Raw genomic sequence first — 17,655 nt, forward strand, 5'->3', positions numbered from 1 at the left:
AACGTTTGCGTGCAGGCGGCCGTTCATTTTATATTTATTAATTTATAGTTTACTAATATAAGAGGTTATTGTTTTTAATATATATTGATATTTAATCTTTATAATTTTATCTATATAAAATATATAGTGATATTATTTATATATTACTATATACCAATAATTAAATTAAGCATATTTTATATATATCAGTTGAACTCTATTTTATATCAATATATATAAATAATTAATAGAAATAGATTTATTATATATAAGACGATACATTTTATATTTTAATTTATATTGATAATTAATTAGATGATTTATATAAAATATATATGAACTATTTATAATAATGAATTTATATATAAAATTTATAAATCTATTTTAATAAAACATATGAATATATCAGTTGTATATTCATTTAGAATTTTTAGATATATAATGCTACAGTTTCATTATTTGTTTATATTTCTTATCTTTAATAGAACTTATTTATAAACCACGAGAACAAAGCAATATGTCAAAACCAACTTTACGATTTCACAACATTAGCCCCTCCCGTCTGGATATGTATGCGGAGCAGATCCTGACTAGCATGGGCAAGAATGTAGATATTTTTGAAACGCCCGATCCAAGTCTGGATAAATTGCAGCATGCGCTAAATGAATTCAGGCAAGCTGTGTCTGATGCCAGCTATCGTGATAAAAGGGCGATGTTGGTGCGTGGTCAAAAGCAGGTAGCATTGCAGGATATTATTCGTTTGCTGTCTTTCTACGTAAGTAAGATAGCCAAAGGTAATGAAAGCATCATACTTGCGGCTGGTTTTATACCGTCCAAAGAGCCTCAGCCGGCTGGAGCGACACCAAAAGCTGAAAATCTAATGGCAATTCCAGAGATAGGCACCAATCAGATAAAGTTGCGTGTAAAACCTTGGAAATCGGCTCGGATGTACCAGTTTGAATACCGCAAAAAAGAAGAACAAGGCGATTGGGAGATTTATTTTAGTGTGAAATCAAGATGTACCATTGAAAATCTGGAAAGGTTTGCAGAATATGAATTCAGGGTAGCATATGTTGCCGCCGACCCTGCCCGAATTTACAGCGACTTGGTGAGTTGTTATGTAGTGTAATATTTCCGATAAAAGAAACATGCGGCGATTGCGCTAATCCATTCGGATTACAGCCTAATTTACCCTCTGGTATTTCCATTCCCTGTTTCTCATAAAACGTTTTCCAGTATGCATCCGTAGTGCCTGTCTCCGGATTCACGAAGGTCATCGGTTGTAACGTAAAAACATTCCTCGTTCGAAAAATCCGTTCGATGTAGTCGGAGCAGTAGAGACTACTATCATTTAAAACATACGTGTAATTATAGGGCTTACCCAGGAGCTTCTTTGCCTGTTGGATAGCTGTAGGAATACTTGTTGCGTACTCTTCTGTTAACCGAAAGATTGCAAGCTGTTGGCTATCTTTTTTCTGATTGCGTACAAAATCCCAAAAATTTTCTCGAACTGTTCCTTTTTTCCCAGAAGCGTGTAATACAAATAAAGAGTCGTTATTGATCTCCAATAAAGCCACATGGTCGAAGGCAATATGCTTACTCTGTTGTGTAACCCTATTAATGGCACCGGAAAGATTTTCCTTTTCTGCTCCAACAAAAGCCAAATCACCATTTTTCATGTCGCGGTGGTCGATCTGCTGTCCGTAGCAAAAACTCGCAAATAGTAGGAAGGTGATCCCACACAGGAGCTTCTTCATATTAGTGTTTACCTATTCGCCAATATACTTACCTCCTGCGCTACTCTTCCCGCAATATCCACAAAATATTGTGCTACTGCATCGTCTGCATCTAATAATATCGGGAAGCCATTATCCCCCGCATCTGCAACAGATTTCACAAGGGGAATTTCACCTAAGAACGGTACTTTGTTTTTTTCTGCGAGCTGCTTACCCCCGTCTTTTCCAAAAATATAATACTTGTTTTCTGGCAATTCGGCAGGTGTAAAGTAGGACATGTTTTCTACGATGCCCAAGATAGGTACATTGATGCCCTCCATCTGATACATCGCCATGCCTTTGATCGCATCTGCGAGCGCGACATGTTGCGGTGTAGTAACAATAACCGCTCCCGAAATAGGGTAGGACTGCGACACGGTGATGTGAATATCACCTGTGCCGGGAGGCATATCTACAATTAAGTAATCCAATTCGCCCCAATCCGAATCATTAAACAACTGCTTAATTGCTGACGTGGCCATAGGGCCGCGCCACGGAATAGGTTGGTTGGGATCGGTAAAAAAACCGATAGACAAAAGTTTAAGTCCGAATTTCTCAATAGGTAATATCTTTGTTTTACCGTCTGCTGCTACTACCGATTGTGGTTTTGCGCCCTCTAGACCAAACATTATCGGTAGCGACGGGCCATATATATCGGCGTCAAGCAAACCTGTTTTAGCTCCTTTGTCGGCTAATGCTAATGCTAAATTAGCTGCTACGGTAGATTTGCCTACCCCGCCTTTTCCAGAAGATACCAATATAATGTTTCTGATGCCGGATAATTGATTACTATCAACACTCGTCACCTTGGAGGTCATGTTAATCTCTACTTCAATGTTTTTATCGACAAATAAGGCAATTGCGTTGCGACAGGCATGCTCGATATGTGCTTTCATCGGGCAAGCCGGCGTAGTCAGTACAACGTCAAACTTGATTTTATTGGGAAGGATTTCAATATGTTGAATCATGTGAAGGGTCACCAAATCTTTTTTAAGATCGGGATCTTCGACATGACTAAGGGCGTGTAAAATTTGTTCTTTTGTAATCATTTCACGTGTTCAAAGTACAAATTTAAACAAAGCTGTAGACAATCATGTCATACAGATGTTTTTAAGCAGATATGTACTATTTCTAAATCGTAAAATATAATATTTGCTACGCAACATTTGTGTACAAAGCAACAAACAAAAGTGACACACCTACAGAAAATTAAATTTCCTATGCTAAATATTTGCAAGTATAATCAGAATAGCTACATTTGCATTGTTTATAATAAGTCTAAATAAAAATGAAAACAGTTAAGCGCATTATTTTATTACTTATGGTGTTACTTGGCGGCAACCAAGTAACACAAGCCCATGCCGTCTGGCTAGAAAGCCATCCCGTTGGTACAAAAAATACCTCTCACGTTATTCGCGTTTTCTACGGTGAATATGCTACAGGGGAAATAGAACCTACAGCTGGTTGGTATTCTGATCTGAAAGGGCTTACCGTACAACTTATAGGACCTAATCAAAAGGTGCAGACATTGACGCTGGAAGACAAGGGTGACTTTTTGGAAGGGGCATTCATACCCAGTAAAGATGGTCTTTACCAAGTGTTCACCGCTCATGCAGCGAAAGACCTAGGTGGCGAAACCCGCTATGAATTTGTTTCTCAAACGCGTGTAAAAGTTGGGGAAGGTCAAGCTATTCCGGAAATTCCGCTGGGACACCAATTTGCTATTGATGCTAAAATATCTCCGGTTGGCGCCAGAATACCTCTTTTGCTGATAAAAGATGGTAATCCAGTTGTAGAAAAAGAAATCTTGGTGATGTCGTCTGAAGGATGGAGCAAGTCTTATAAAACGGACCAAGAGGGTAAAATCTTGATAGAAGCGCTATGGCCTGGTAAATATGTGGTCGAGTATAGCCATATGCAACAGCAGGAAGGCGTATGGCATGATAAACCGTATAAAAAGAATTGGCAAGGTTTAACAACTAGTTTTTTGGTTGAATAAGGGCTAAAAAAACAGCGCCATAATGAACGGCAATTCAATTATGGCGCCTTAGGTAGTCTAACGGTAATTAGGCTACCCTTTTCACTACGTTAAGCGCGTAGTTACCTTCTAACGTGTTACAATTAAAAGATGAAGCAAAATAATAAAATTATTCTTATTATTTGCATGCTGCTAGGTGTATTTCATACCGATGCACAGCAAACTACCCCTATCTTCCGTGGTCAGGTCTTGTCCGAAGGCCGACCTGTTACCAATGCTAATATTCAAATCGATAAGAAAGTACTCCATACCGATGATCAGGGATTGTTTAGTATACCCGTTATAATAGGATCGACCATCAATATTCAGATTACTGCAGTAGGTCTGCATACATTGAAGCAACGGATTTTACTCGAATCAACCGATAGTACTCCCTGGATTTTTACACTGGAAAGAGCCGATCAGCAAATTGAAGAGGTGGAAGTTATCGGGCTTACCAAGGTTAAAGAGATAAACCGGCAAGCTTATAACGTTACGGCTATCGATGCGACTAAGCTGCATAATACAACCTTAAATATTTCGAGCGCGCTAGATCGCGTAGCTGGTGTACGCGTGCGTGAATCTGGCGGCGTCGGGTCTAATTTCAACCTATCACTGAATGGTTTTTCAGGTAATCATATCCGCTATTTTATCGACGGGATTCCTATGGACAATTTCGGATCCTCCTTTCAGATCAACAATATTCCAATCAATATGGCGGAACGTGTGGAGGTCTATAAAGGTGTGGTGCCGATCTGGCTGGGTTCGGATGCCTTAGGTGGGGCAATCAATATCGTGACCTCTACAAAAGATAGAAGTTATCTCGATGTGTCATATGGTTATGGTTCGTTCAATACCCATCGAACGGTGATCAATTCAGGATGGACTACCGATAAGGGCTTTACAGTTCAATTGAGTGCATATCAAAACTATTCTGATAACAATTATAAAGTGACTGTAAATGCCGCGGATATCAATACCGGAGCCTATACGCAGAATGCAACGGTAAGAAGATTCCATGACCAATATCATAACGAAGCAGTTGTTGCGCAGGTAGGTGTGGTCAATAAACCATATGCTGATCGCTTGTTGGTAGGTATGACAGTTGGACAGAATTATAAAGAAATACAGACTGGCGCACGAATGGTTACTGTATTCGGAGGTTGGCATAGAAGGGGAACTACATTGATGCCGACACTGAAATATCAAAAGAGAGATTTAATCAAAGGTCTGGATGTTACCTTAAATGCCAATTTTAACTTAGGGTCTGAACAGAACATTGATACTTTGGATCGAAGATACGATTGGTTCGGAACATTTAAATCGAATGGTTCGAATGGCGAACGCAGTAAACAACTGTATGAATATCGAAATAATGAAGGAATCGCTACGCTTGCGGCTAACTATCGGCTTTCAGAGCGGCAGTCTGTCGCGTTAAGTAACGTGGCAACTACATTTGATAGAAAGGGTGAAAATAAACTAGATCCACAATCAAGTAGTTATGAGGTAGGTAAACAAACCTTTAAAAATATAATGGGGATTGGTTATAGTTATGACGTAGAGGGTGTTTGGAGCTCAACGGTGTTTGTCAAATATATACACCAGAATAACGAAAATGGTGATGTAATATCAAACACAATGGACCGATTTGGCTATGGTATCGCCTCCACTTATTTTATCGATCCTAACCTGCAATTGAAAGCGTCTTATGAGTTGACTAACCGGATGCCAACGGCTTACGAAATTTTTGGTGACGTGGAAAATCAGCAAGGGAACTTCAGTTTAAAGCCTGAGCGAAGCCATAATGTGAATCTCGGAGCTAATTACGGTTGGAAATCCGGGGATGATCACCGCTTTAATCTGGGTGGTAACTTGATTTATCGCCATGCCTTTGATTTTATATTTAACCGCTTGAACAACAATCAGTCACAATTGGTAGCAGATAACAGAGAGGGTGTAAGCACACGTGGAGCAGATGCAGATCTTCATTATTCCTACAAGAACTTCTTGACTTTTGGTGGATCATTGACGTATCAGTTGTTACGGAACAAACAGAAATACGAACCCGATTACACAGGTATAAGCCCGGTTTATAATGATCAGATGCCAAATATCCCTTACCTCTTTGGAAATACAGATTTAGGTTTGACATTTCGTAACCTAGGAGGTAAAGGCAATGTGCTCAATGTGAACTATAACTTATTGTATGTGCACAGGTTCTGGTTGTACTGGCCCAGTTTGGGCGGAACTAGTCTTTCCGATGAGAAACGGGAAATTCCAGAGCAGTTGAGCCATGATGTTTCTCTGGTGTACAGTTTGCACAACGGACGCTACAATATTGGGTTAGAAATGCGGAACCTAGCCGATACCCAATTGTTTGATAATTTCAGCTTGCAAAAACCGGGTAGATCTTTCACGGTAAACCTCAGATATTATATCCAAAAGGCTAAATAGATAATTTTAAATATCCAAAATACATTAATGATGAAAAATAACAAATGGACAAGTCTTGCACTTGCAAGTATGGTAGCATTAGGTGCTTATTCGTGTAAAGATGATGGTGCTGATCCTGCACCAATAGGAGGGAATTTTGTATTGGCTGTAACACCTATAGCCTCTACTGGTGTGGCCGATTATCTTTTGACGACCGATGACTTGGAATCGGGCACTGTTTCGATCAAGGGAAATGGAATCGAACAGGACGGAACATACCGTTACTATGTAATGCATAATAATAAATTCTTCAGTATGCTGTATGGACAAGGTAATCCAGGTGCCGTGACAACCTACAGCATGGTGGGAGGAAAACTGAATAAATTGTCGGATTTTCAAACGGAAACGGTACAGGCGTTTGCCCCTGTGAATGAGGACTTACTGTTGTTGAAAATTCCGAGAGCTATTACCAATCCACTAGCTAATTTTTATCAGGTAAATACGAATAGCTTGTTGATAACCAATGAAGGCACCATTGATGTTCAGAAAGTGGCGGACAATGGCGAATCTGCTTTTTTTACATGGATTAAGCAGGTAGGCAATAAGGTGTATGCACCGTATATGTCTATTCAGGCTTGTTGTAGTGATGCTTTTGGGACAGCTTTCCCCAATAATGCATGGATCGCGGTGTTTTCTTATCCGGATATGAAATTGGAAAAAGTAATAAAAGACGACCGTACAAGTTTTATTGGACGTTATTTTAGGGATGGACTTGCAGAAGATGAAAAGGGCGATGTTTATGCTTTCTCATCTTCTGTAGCGGCATTGGGCGGTGTGTTTAATTCTACAAAACCGTCAGCTGTAACACGTATAGCCGCAGGAACAACGGAATTTGATAAATCATATTACTTCGATGTAGAAGCAGTGAGTGCAGGTAAAAATATCACCAATTGGATCTACGTGGGACAGGGGAAATTTGTTGTACAGACGACGACAAAGGAAGAAAAAGGAGCTTATGCCGATGGTAAACGTTTAGGTATACTCGATGTGTATAATAAGACGTTCAAAGACGTGGCTGGTCTTCCTGAAATAAGTACGATTAAGGCAATTACATATAACAACTACACCGCTAGAGATGGGAACGCGTATGTGGGTATTGCTTTGACGGATGGTGTAAGTTATGTGTACAAAGTAAATGCTGCTAGTGCAACAGCTACACAAGGCGTACGTGTAGAAGGCGGATCAATTACGGCTGTATCAAGAGTGGAGTAAAACCGTTTTTCAATGTTCAGTACTATTTGCCTTTTATTTTTTGTAGCATTTATCCTTTGGATGAACACGTCTAAACGTATCACTTGGCAGGAGAAGCCGGAGTTGCTTCAACGTCTTGCTAAAGACTCTGTGAGATCTAAATATATCTCTTCCGTTCTCATGCTGATGGCGACTTCACTGAGCGTCGTTCAGCTTGGGTTTGGAAGTGGGTTATTTGCAGCCATCCTCGTACTGATGTGCATGGGAAGTCTGATCGTGTTATTTTTTCCATTCCGTTATGCGGGATTTCCGTGGATCATTGGAACGTATCTCGTTTGTTTTTTGATGGAATATCTAATTCGTTAATTGTATGCCAGCTAATAAAAAATATTTAACCAAATCACCCTGGCTACGCTTAAGCAAGATTCTCGCCGGGACGGTGGGAGGCTATATTGTAATGCTTAGCTTTCACCTATTTCTGTCTGCATTTCTGCCGAAACAGGATGTAATTGCTACTTCTTTTTTTACGGGTTATCTATTATGGGCAATTTTGTTGCTTGTAGCATTTTTAGCACGGAATGTTTGGCGCGTATGGCTTAGTTACATCGCATTTGCCATACTCTTTATGCTACCTTATTTTTTTGAACATTTAACCTAATCATGGATCAGAGAAAATACAATATCTATTTTCATACGCATACGATCAGTGGGATTATTGTTGCTGCCATTCTGTATGTTATTTTCTTTGCGGGATCCTTTTCCTTTTTTAAGGATGATATTTCGGCCTGGCAAAAGGGTAAATCTACCGTAGCAGAGGAGATTAACCCCGACTACAATTACATATTGGATTCCCTTTCCGAAAAGCATAATCTGCTGGGACGTAATTTTGATTTCTATCTACTCCGTCAAGGACACGGCACTTATGTGAACATGAGTACTTCGCAGGATACGACGGTTTCGAAGCCCAAACCCAAGGAAGCAGGACAAAGAAGGGGAAGAGGTCGTGGTGGAGATGAGGATTCTGCTTACTTCACCTATTTCTTTGCCGATAAAAAAACGGGGTCCTATGCCGACAGTTATGATATGGGAGAGTTTCTCTACCGTCTTCATTTCCTAGCGCAATTGAACCAAGTACCAATCCGTATAGGTACGCCTTTTGGTTATCTCTTAGCAGGTGTTGTTTCCTTTCTTTTTCTTTTTGCATTGATTACAGGATTGCTCCTGCACTGGGATAAGATCAAGTCCAATTTCTTTCTTTTTCGCCCCTGGAGTAAATGGAAAACAGTGTGGACAGATATGCACACGGTATTGGGCGTTATTGGATTTCCATTTCAGTTACTCTTCGCTATTACTGGCGTGATATTAATTGTCAATTTTGTGCTTATTTCTCCTTTTAGTAAATTACTTTATAAAGGGAATCAAGAACAGCTCTATGAGGACTTACAGTATAATCGGAGCATGAAGGTCGAATACACTTATGAGCCTATGGAGGATTCCTTTGATCTGAACAAATTTGTAGAACATTGGGAAGAGGAATGGACAGATAGTCAAATCTCGCGAATCCATATCCGCAATTATCAAGATGCTAGCATGCAGATAACCCTAGAAGCCAAGCCGTTGCCTAAAGCTAATTTTGCGGGATCTGGTTTCGTGCAGGTGGAAGTTGCTTCGGGCAAACTGCTGCAGCTTAAATCGCCGAATACCGATGCAAATTATATCGATGGCGTAAAGAGTTTAATTTACCATCTGCATTTTGGCGATTTTGGTGGAAAACCTCTTCGAATCATCTTTTTTATCTTGGGATTAGTGGGATGCGTGGTCATTATATCAGGTATTATGATTTGGTTGGTAGCGAGAGACAAGAAAAATATACCGGCGTATAAACGTAAGTTTAACTTTTGGGCATCGAATGTTTTCTTGTCCACCTGTTTGGCCATGCTACCGGTTACAGCTTTTACATTTATTATGCTCAAGGTGCTTCCCCAGATTAACCAGTCCGTTATTTATAGTGTTTATTTTTATAGCTGGCTTGTCTTATCTGTTTATTTTATTGCGTGGAGAAACCTTCCTACAATAAATAGACAGACATTATTGTTGTCGGCGATCCTATGTTTAGGTGTGCCATTAGCCAACGGTATTCTTACCGGATTATGGATGTGGAATACCTTGAGGACAGGCGCTTTGGATATCTTTTTCATAGATGCTTTATTCCTGGGTATTGCAGTAGCATGTGCTTATGCATATATTAAAGTGAGACAACAAGCGAAACCTTTTAAAATTTTAAAGGGCTAGGATAGGGCTGAATCACAAATTCCAAAAACCCTTTCTTTGGGTTTGGAATTTGTGATTTCAAAATTTTGATACGGGCCCTTCAAACTTCTTCCAATAAAAATACTGGTTGAGTGCAAGCGATGTATATTACATTAATATCCGTCAGCAATAGTCGTAAATACCTTTGCCCAATTTACATCACCGACTTTTCTTCCAAGACGTACCATCACGAGGTTTTTATCGGGGTTGACATAAATATATTGCCCTAGTATGCCTTGCGCCATGAAGTCACCACTTTTCGACGGCAGCCACCATTGGTATTGATAGTATGAGGCACTACCGGCTGTTGTATCTATTCTGGTAGAGGTCTTTACCCAATCGGCCGGAACAAGCTGCTTGCCATTCCAATTACCTCTGTGGAGGTAAAGACTTCCAATTTTTGCATAATCGCGGGCAACCGCATTGATGCAACAGAATGTTTTCTCAAGGCCCTTTTTCTTGCGGTCCAGACTCCAACTTGTATCGTATTCCATTCCCAATGGACGCCAGATTTTTTCTTCTAAATACTGGCTAATTGTTTTATTGGCAAGTGCACGTTCCAATACCAATCCGAGTAACTGCGAGTTGCCACTGACATACTCAAATTTGTTGCCGGGTGTATCTTTTAGTTTTAGCTTTTTGATCGCTTTACGTAGATTAATACCATAGTAGAAGGTCGCGACTTCTCCAAACGGATTGTAGTATCCCTCGTTAAATTTCAATCCGGAAGTCATTTGCAACAGGTGCTCGATAGTAACCTCATCAAATCCATTTTTGGAAAGTTCAGGAATATATTTAGTGATGGGCTCGTCGACGGATCCAATGAGCCCGTCTTCTAATGCACAACCAATCAGTATTGATGTTACCGATTTGGCCATCGAAAAGGAGGGAACAACGGACGATTGATCATAGCCCCTGAAGTAGTTCTCGTATTTAATGCTGTCGTTATGGATAATCATAAAAGCGACAGATTCATGTTCTGCTAGAAAAGTATCAAAGTCGTGGCTTTGCTCTCTATAATCTATCTTTTTGGGGTAGTGTCCTTCCGTTGCGCCAGCAAAGTGGAAGGCGCTGTCTCCTCGGCTGATGGTGCGGGATGGAAATTTTTTGTGGTCGTTAATATCCGCAAAATTATAGACGATATAGCGTCCAATTTTGCAGGAGCTAAGGGTAAGGGTTAATAAGAGTAGAGCTAATAAATTGAGTTTCTTCATAATTTTAAAAACGATCATTGATCTTCATCAAAAATATCCATATCAGCTATTTTTGAGGAGAGGTTTGTGAATAAAGATACGAATTTACGTCGTTAGAATAATAACAAATCTTATTCATTTTTCTAATACAGGAATCCAAATAGCCAAAGCGGAATTCTATTTCCGGTTCCAATCTCGATGTCATCTGCAGCTATATAGGCATTAATTATATCAGCAATTTGATCAAAGCGCTTTTTGGCTCCTCCGACTTCAAAAATATGCTCTCCGTTGACGACGAAATCGCCTTTTTTGGCCAAATCAACGGTGTATCCCGCATTTCGTAGCTGGTTTACAAAAAAGCTTTCTCTGATACTTCCATCATTTTTCGGCTTCGTAGAAAGGGCATGAAATAGGTTTGGATTGTCCAATAGTAGTTTCCCGGGTTTCTCTAGTGGTCCAAGTCCCTTTCCCTCCAGATAAACCATTTGTATCAATTTTGCTTTTTCCAGATAATGGAAGTATTGGATTAAGGTATTTCTTCCCATACCGATAGTTTTGGACAATTCGGTCACATTGGGTTTAAAGGGTACCTGCATGGATAGGCTAGACAATAGTTGGTTGATTTTGTGTACCTGCTGTTTGTCAATGTCTTCTATGAAAGCAAGATCGTAAGAGATGGTAAGATTAACCACATTTGTTAATTGGACAAGATAACTTTGCCTATCTTCCTTGTAAAAGGGATAATATCCATATAGAAGATATTCGTCAAATAGCTTTAACGGCTTGTGCGCATTCATCTTTCGACCGACAGTTTCATGTTGCTTTAGGAGCTCGTCCAATGAGAGTGCAGGAAATATCAATTCATGCTCAAATGCCAAAAATTCCCGAAAGGAAAGTCCGGGTAGTTGGTATACATGTGCGCGTCGACTTAGATCCACTTCGAGGTCAAGCATTTCGATGATCGAAGATCCCGTAAATACAATATGGATATCCTTATAGAAATCATAAACGTTTTTGATTTCACGCGCCCAACCGTCATATTTGTGAACTTCGTCAATAAACAAATATTTTCCGCCAGATTTACGAAATGACTCAATCGTTTCGGCTAAGGTATGATTTGCAAAATACAGATCATCGAGTGTGATATAAAGACATTCATCAGCGGGTAAATCTAAGCTTTTCATGCGTTGTAGCAATAAGGTTGTTTTTCCCGCCCCCCGCGCACCTAATAACCCGATCAGCCGGCTCTGCCAGTTTATTTTTTTTAAAAAATCACGCTGAAAATCCATGCCTATCTGAGCTAATACAATGGCCGATTTCTCTTTAAGTATTTCCATGTTGAATAATATTTGCTCTACTGATAAAGCAAATATACTAAAAAAAACGCTCTACTAGAAAAGCGTTTTTGTATAAAATTGCTTTGTTGACAGAGCAATTGTCGGTGCGAATGTTTTATGGATACAATCTCGACCATTTATCCCTACAGACGAACTTCATTTAATCGCAAAAGCAATTCAGGCAAATCTCCACGATTTATTGCAACAGCTGGAGCTTAAAGAGGAGTAGAACCCTTATCTGAATAGCTATTTGCATAGGCAGAGGGGGAATCTCCAAACTTGGCTTTAAAGCACTTCCTAAAATAATCGGAATCCGTAAAACCTACCATATAAGCAATTTCGCTAACGTGGAATTTCTTCTCCCGAAGCAACTGTTGCGCACGTTTTAATCTAATTTCTTTGATCAGATCTGCCATGCTATACCCCGTCAACGCTTTCATCTTCCGATAGAGCTGAGCACGGCTAAGTCCTACAGAATTACATACGGCATCGATTTTTAAGTCAGAATCTGCGATATGCTCTTCCACGTAGCTTAATACTTTTTGAAGTAAAGATTCATCCGGAGATGTCAAATTAATCTCTGCGGGTTCCAAGGAGACTTTTTGTTTAAATTTCTCCTGTAAGCGAAAATAACTGAACAATTGATTTCTGACTTTTAAAGCCAAAGATGGGAGATGAAAGGGTTTAACGATATAATCATCTGCACCCATTTCCAACCCCTCTATCTCGTATTCGACGAGGGATTTTGCCGTCAATAGAATAACGGGGATATGGCAGAGTAAGAGATCGGATTTTACCTGAGCACAAAATGTGATTCCGTCCATATTTGGCATCATCACATCACTAATAATCAAGTCAGGAAGATGTTTTCGCGCTATTGCTATACCTTCTATTCCATCCGCGGCTTCAAGGATGTGATATGTACCCGAAAAGAAATCGCTGAGATATCCCCGCATTTCCGAATTATCTTCTACAATCAATAAGGTACATTTTCTAGGCAATACAGCAACGGGTATATCGATTTCCTGTTGTTGCGCTTTTATACTTGGATGGATTGTTGTCTGCCGCGAAGATTCGAGGTATATCTGTTTCGACTGTTCGAAGCCATTGTTTTTTTCGATGGGTAACGTTAAGCGGAAAACAGTACGATTCTGATCGTCAGCTACTCGGGTACTTGTCGCATAAAGTGTACCGCCATGCAATTCAATAAGCGATTTGCTGTAAGTTAAGCCTAGTCCTGATCCACCCGACACCGTTGATTTTCCTTGTTGAAAGGGCTGGAAAATACGGGATATATCTTCCTGCAAAATCCCTATACCATTATCTATTACGTCAATCGTAATGTGCTCAGCACCCATATCGGTACTGGTATATACCGATACTGTTATATTTCCGCCTTCATGTGTAAATTTGAAAGCATTGGATAGCAGATTATATAAGACCTTTTCCATCTTGTCGGGGTCGAAATCAATTGGATAGGAGGCGAGACTGGTTTCCAGTTGTAGGACTATGTCTTTTGATTGGGCTGCTTGTTGGAAAGAATCCACGATACGGTGTACAAAGACAATGAGATCCAGATGTTCAAGGGTCAGATGTTCATGGCCGGTTTCAAACCGACGGATATCCAATAGTTGGTTTACTATTTTTAAAAGCCTATTCCCATTGTTTTCCATGGTTTTTAACTGGCTTTGGATCGTCAAATTATCTTTGCATAGTTGTAGCAATTGCTGTATGGGTGTTAATATCAACGTCAAAGGTGTTTTTATTTCATGCGAAATATTGGTAAAAAACTGCACCTTACTTTCGTGCAGTTCCCGTTCTTTCTCGTGAAGGATAGCTTCGTAGGTAAGCTTGCTTTTTAGTCTTGCATAGCGTACGATATAATAGTAGTAGGCATATAATAAACTCAAACAGAGTAAGGTGTAGAAGATGTACGCAGCTGTACTCGCCCATATTGGTGGTGCTACACTGAGACGCAATACCGTCGGCTCGGGGTTCCATATACCATCACTGTTAGAGGCTCTAACTTTAAAAGTATACTTACCCGGTGCTAAGTTAGAATAAGTCGCAGATCGCTTTGTTGCATCCGTGTAAATCCAGTCTTTGTCAAATCCTTCCAGCATGTACGCGTATTTATTTCCTGCCGGATTGGTGTAATGCAATGCAGCAAACTCGATTGCTATACTTTTATCATCGTGTGTGAGATCGAGAGCTGTAGTTAGGTAGAGTGGTTTATGTAACAATACCCTCCCGTTTACAGTGCCATTGACTTCAACAGGTTCGTTTAATATTTGTATTTCTGTGAACACTACGCGAGGTGGGATCGTGTCTGTCTTTATACTATCTGGATGAAAGCTGTTAACACCTTTATTACCACCAAAAAAAAGAAGATCTGAAAACGGACTTTTATAAACCGCACCTTCCGCGAACTCGTTGCTTTGAAGACCATCTTGTTGTGAAAAAGTGCGTATGGAAAACGTCTTTTTATTTATTTTTGAGATGCCTTGTTTGTGACTTACCCAGAGGAACCCTCCCCGGTCTTCGGTTATACCTGCAATTGTTCCTTTCGGTAGCATATGGGAAGGACCTGAGAAATGTTTTATCGATTTTGTCTGAGGATCATAGCGATCCAGCCCGTTTCCGGTGCCGATCCACACGTTGCGCTCTTGATCTTCATAGATGCTGTAAATCCGGTTGTCGCTCAAAGTATTGATAGCGCTGCTGTCGTGCTTTAAATGCATTACCCTAGAGAGATCTCCGTTGCTTTGCTCTTTAAGAACTACAATTCCGCTTCCCTCCGTGCCTGCCCATATTTGATGTTTGCTGTCCTGAAAGATCGTCCATACATGCTCCTGAGGTAATGTCTTAGCGGGGTCAAAATGGATTAATGTAGCCGTGGTTCTTACGTATTTGAAAATCCCATTCCAGGTTGCCAGCCATATATTGTGCTGATGGTCTTCCATAATCCCAAATACGGTCGTGTTAGAGAGTGATGGATGTTCTATTCGTGTTATCTTTTTAATCTGTGGGTCGTATCGATCTAGCCCACGCTGCCCCCCGATCCAGATGTAACCCTTCGAATCGCAGAAAATCTTTTTAATGTAATTGCTTCTAAGAGAATTTATGTCCGTTTCATCATGCTGAAAGTGCCGGTATTGTCCGTTTTTTGGTACGACAGTGATGCCCTTGCTTCGGGTGGCGATCCATAAGTTTCCTTCCAAGTCTTCACATATGGAACGGATGGTGTTGTCGATAATAGAATTGCGATTGTGTGGATCATGATGCAAATAATGAAATGGGGTGGCTTCAAGATAGGTTTTATTGATACCATTGCTGTAGGTGCCCAGCCATAGGATCCGTTGATTGTCTAGATAGATATCGCTTACGTAATTGTCGTTGATAGACCACATATTTATGGGGTCGGTGCCGTACTGTTTGCGAAGGCCCGTAGGCAGGTGTGTTTCGACCACAGCATTCGTATAACTATCAAGATACCATTGGTGTTGTTTGTAGGTGTAATTGACACTGAGCCGATGGTTTCTTCTTATTATTCGTTGCCACAATTCGTCTGGAACCTTTTCTCTCGGGATCCGTTCAAAGTTATCGGTGTCATAATTGTATTTGCAAAGGAAATTCTCATCGAACGTCAATGCCCAGATCATGCCGTCCGCATCGGTGAGAATATTGTGGATCCTATTGTTAATGATGCTTTTTGGGTCTTGGGCATCATAACGGTAGATCCGAAATTTGTACCCATCGTAACGTGCTAAACCCGACCAGGTGCCAAACCACATGAACCCATATTTATCTTTGGTAATACCATGTATGGTACTGTGAGGGAGACCGTCTTCCGAAGTAATATGATCAAATTTTAAATTAAGGAATTGACTATAAGAATGCGATCCGGAGAGGAAAAACAACAGCACGATTAACAAACTTACCTGTCTATACATTGGTCAACTCTTAAAACATGGGCTCTATAACGCTCCTAATTTAACCAAATTTATTGTGAAATCGTATCCTGTACCATCATGTTTGAAGTTTAAAGCTGATTCTTAACGAAATATTGATCCATGTTTTTGCTGATGTAGGGTTGATTAGGCCAGTTTTCGCATGTATGAGCCATTTTTACATGTAATTTGAGTGATTTTTACTGGCATTTAAAAGTGCAATAGGGATAAGTTTGCGATACGGTGATGTAAGACATTATTTGTTATAAACCCATATTTCTAACCAGTAATTTTTTGAACGATGAAAGGTGCAGCGCTAATCAACAGTATCCACATTAATAATTTCTCTTCAATTCCCATGTACATGCAGCTTGCAGATGGTGTAATCGAAGCGGTGAAAAATAATATTGTGAAAGTTAGGGATCCACTCCCCTCCATCAATGAGCTTAGTATGCAGTTGCGAGTCTCACGTGATACCGTTGAAAAAGGATATAATTTCTTGAAAAAGCAGGAAGTGATCAAGGCTAATCCGGGAAAGGGGTATTTCATCTTAAAAAGAGAAATGGATCGAAAACGCATTGCTATTTTTTTGAACAAACTGAGTGTACATAAAAAAATAGTGTACGATTCCTTCGCCCAGACATTAGGAAGTGAAGCCTCGTTGGATCTATTTGTGTATAACAGCGATATTAGTCACCTTCGGAGTTTGCTTAAAAACCTATCTAAATCGTATGATCGATATGTCGTATTCCCACATTTTAAAGAAGGAAGAGATCAGGCCGCTGAAGTGCTCTCGCTGATTCCTCCTGAAAAAATCGTGTTGTTGGGGAAAACTGTAGATGGCTTGGAGGGTAAGTATGCTGTTATTTATGAGGATTATGAAAAAGATATCTATGAAGCCTTGGAGCGAATCTTGGAACCGCTTTCGAAATATAAGACATTGAAGCTGGTATTCCCGGACAAAAGTGATTATCCCAAAGCAATTATTAAGGGGTTCTATAAATTCTGCCAAGAGTATGCGTTCGATCATATTTTGGTGGATAACCTAGACAAAGAGAGTATCAAAAGGGAAGTCTGCTACATTAATTTAGCAGAAGATGATCTTGTGCTGCTCTTGGATAAAATTATTGCAAAAGAGTATCAAATTGGTAAAGATGTTGGCGTCATATCCTATAACGAGACTCCACTAAAAAAATATATGCTTAACGGGATCACGACGATTTCAGCAGATTTTGAGCTGATGGGGAAATATGCTGCACAATGTATTCTTGACAATTCGCGTGAACATATGGAAGTTCCATTTTATACGAACCTCAGATCTTCTCTGTAATCGAAGTGCGTTAGGATAGTGTATTTTGGTTCGCCTCAGGATAGCGCAGGATACGATCTTCGTGAAAGATACCTATATTC

The 17,655-nt window shown here is 40.0% G+C and carries 12 protein-coding genes; 7 read left to right on the forward strand and 5 right to left on the reverse strand.

What is annotated here, in order from left to right:
- Positions 1–496: 496 nt before the first annotated feature.
- Complete coding sequence (locus FAZ15_RS11015; protein WP_136901369.1) at positions 497–1,108, forward strand: hypothetical protein; 612 nt, start codon at positions 497–499, stop codon at positions 1,106–1,108.
- On the opposite strand, the gene FAZ15_RS11020 is transcribed toward FAZ15_RS11015, so the two are convergent.
- Together FAZ15_RS11020 and FAZ15_RS11025 are read right to left on the reverse strand one after the other, a co-directional pair.
- Positions 1,038–1,736, reverse strand: coding sequence for a YiiX/YebB-like N1pC/P60 family cysteine hydrolase (locus tag FAZ15_RS11020; RefSeq protein ID WP_136901370.1), 699 nt, complete (start codon positions 1,734–1,736; stop codon positions 1,038–1,040). The two genes, FAZ15_RS11015 and FAZ15_RS11020, sit on opposite strands and share 71 nt — an antisense overlap.
- An 8-nt stretch (positions 1,737–1,744) precedes the next feature.
- Complete coding sequence (locus tag FAZ15_RS11025; RefSeq protein ID WP_136901371.1) at positions 1,745–2,803, reverse strand: Mrp/NBP35 family ATP-binding protein; 1,059 nt, start codon at positions 2,801–2,803, stop codon at positions 1,745–1,747.
- A 272-nt stretch (positions 2,804–3,075) separates the two neighbouring features.
- On the opposite strand from FAZ15_RS11025, the gene FAZ15_RS11030 reads away from it, so the two are divergent.
- The 5 genes from FAZ15_RS11030 to FAZ15_RS11055 all read left to right on the forward strand — a co-directional run bounded on the left by FAZ15_RS11030 (position 3,076) and on the right by FAZ15_RS11055 (position 9,747).
- Complete coding sequence (locus tag FAZ15_RS11030; protein WP_136901372.1) at positions 3,076–3,753, forward strand: DUF4198 domain-containing protein; 678 nt, start codon at positions 3,076–3,078, stop codon at positions 3,751–3,753.
- A 129-nt stretch (positions 3,754–3,882) separates the two neighbouring features.
- Positions 3,883–6,225 carry a TonB-dependent receptor domain-containing protein gene (locus FAZ15_RS11035; RefSeq protein WP_136901373.1) on the forward strand — a complete coding sequence of 781 codons (2,343 nt, stop codon included), beginning with the start codon at positions 3,883–3,885 and terminating at the stop codon, positions 6,223–6,225.
- A 27-nt stretch (positions 6,226–6,252) separates the two neighbouring features.
- Positions 6,253–7,476, forward strand: a complete 1,224-nt coding sequence (locus FAZ15_RS11040; RefSeq protein ID WP_136901374.1) for a DUF4374 domain-containing protein — start codon at positions 6,253–6,255, stop codon at positions 7,474–7,476.
- A 60-nt stretch (positions 7,477–7,536) separates the two neighbouring features.
- The gene (locus FAZ15_RS11045; protein ID WP_202912376.1) at positions 7,537–7,821 is read left to right on the forward strand and encodes a hypothetical protein; all 285 of its coding nucleotides are present in this window, start codon (positions 7,537–7,539) and stop codon (positions 7,819–7,821) included.
- A gap of 294 nt (positions 7,822–8,115) precedes the next feature.
- Positions 8,116–9,747, forward strand: a complete 1,632-nt coding sequence (locus FAZ15_RS11055) for a PepSY-associated TM helix domain-containing protein (protein WP_136901377.1) — start codon at positions 8,116–8,118, stop codon at positions 9,745–9,747.
- 131 nt (positions 9,748–9,878) lie between these two features.
- Here FAZ15_RS11055 and FAZ15_RS11060 read toward each other — a convergent pair whose 3' ends face one another.
- The 3 genes from FAZ15_RS11060 to FAZ15_RS11070 form a co-directional block, all read right to left on the reverse strand.
- Positions 9,879–10,979, reverse strand: coding sequence for a serine hydrolase domain-containing protein (locus FAZ15_RS11060; protein ID WP_136901378.1), 1,101 nt, complete (start codon positions 10,977–10,979; stop codon positions 9,879–9,881).
- Positions 10,980–11,101: 122 nt separating this feature from the next.
- On the reverse strand, positions 11,102–12,295 hold the full coding sequence (locus FAZ15_RS11065) for an ATP-binding protein (RefSeq protein ID WP_136901379.1): 1,194 nt from the start codon (positions 12,293–12,295) through the stop codon (positions 11,102–11,104).
- Positions 12,296–12,510: 215 nt separating this feature from the next.
- Entirely contained in the window at positions 12,511–16,248 is a 3,738-nt protein-coding gene (locus FAZ15_RS11070) for a hybrid sensor histidine kinase/response regulator transcription factor (protein ID WP_136901380.1), read from the reverse strand.
- Positions 16,249–16,546: 298 nt separating this feature from the next.
- Here FAZ15_RS11070 and FAZ15_RS11075 point away from each other — a divergent pair, with 298 nt between their 5' ends.
- Positions 16,547–17,575, forward strand: a complete 1,029-nt coding sequence (locus tag FAZ15_RS11075) for a GntR family transcriptional regulator (RefSeq protein ID WP_136901381.1) — start codon at positions 16,547–16,549, stop codon at positions 17,573–17,575.
- Positions 17,576–17,655: the final 80 nt, after the last annotated feature.

The sequence above is a fragment of the Sphingobacterium olei genome, assembly GCF_005048855.1.
GTDB classification, from domain to species: domain Bacteria; phylum Bacteroidota; class Bacteroidia; order Sphingobacteriales; family Sphingobacteriaceae; genus Sphingobacterium; species Sphingobacterium olei.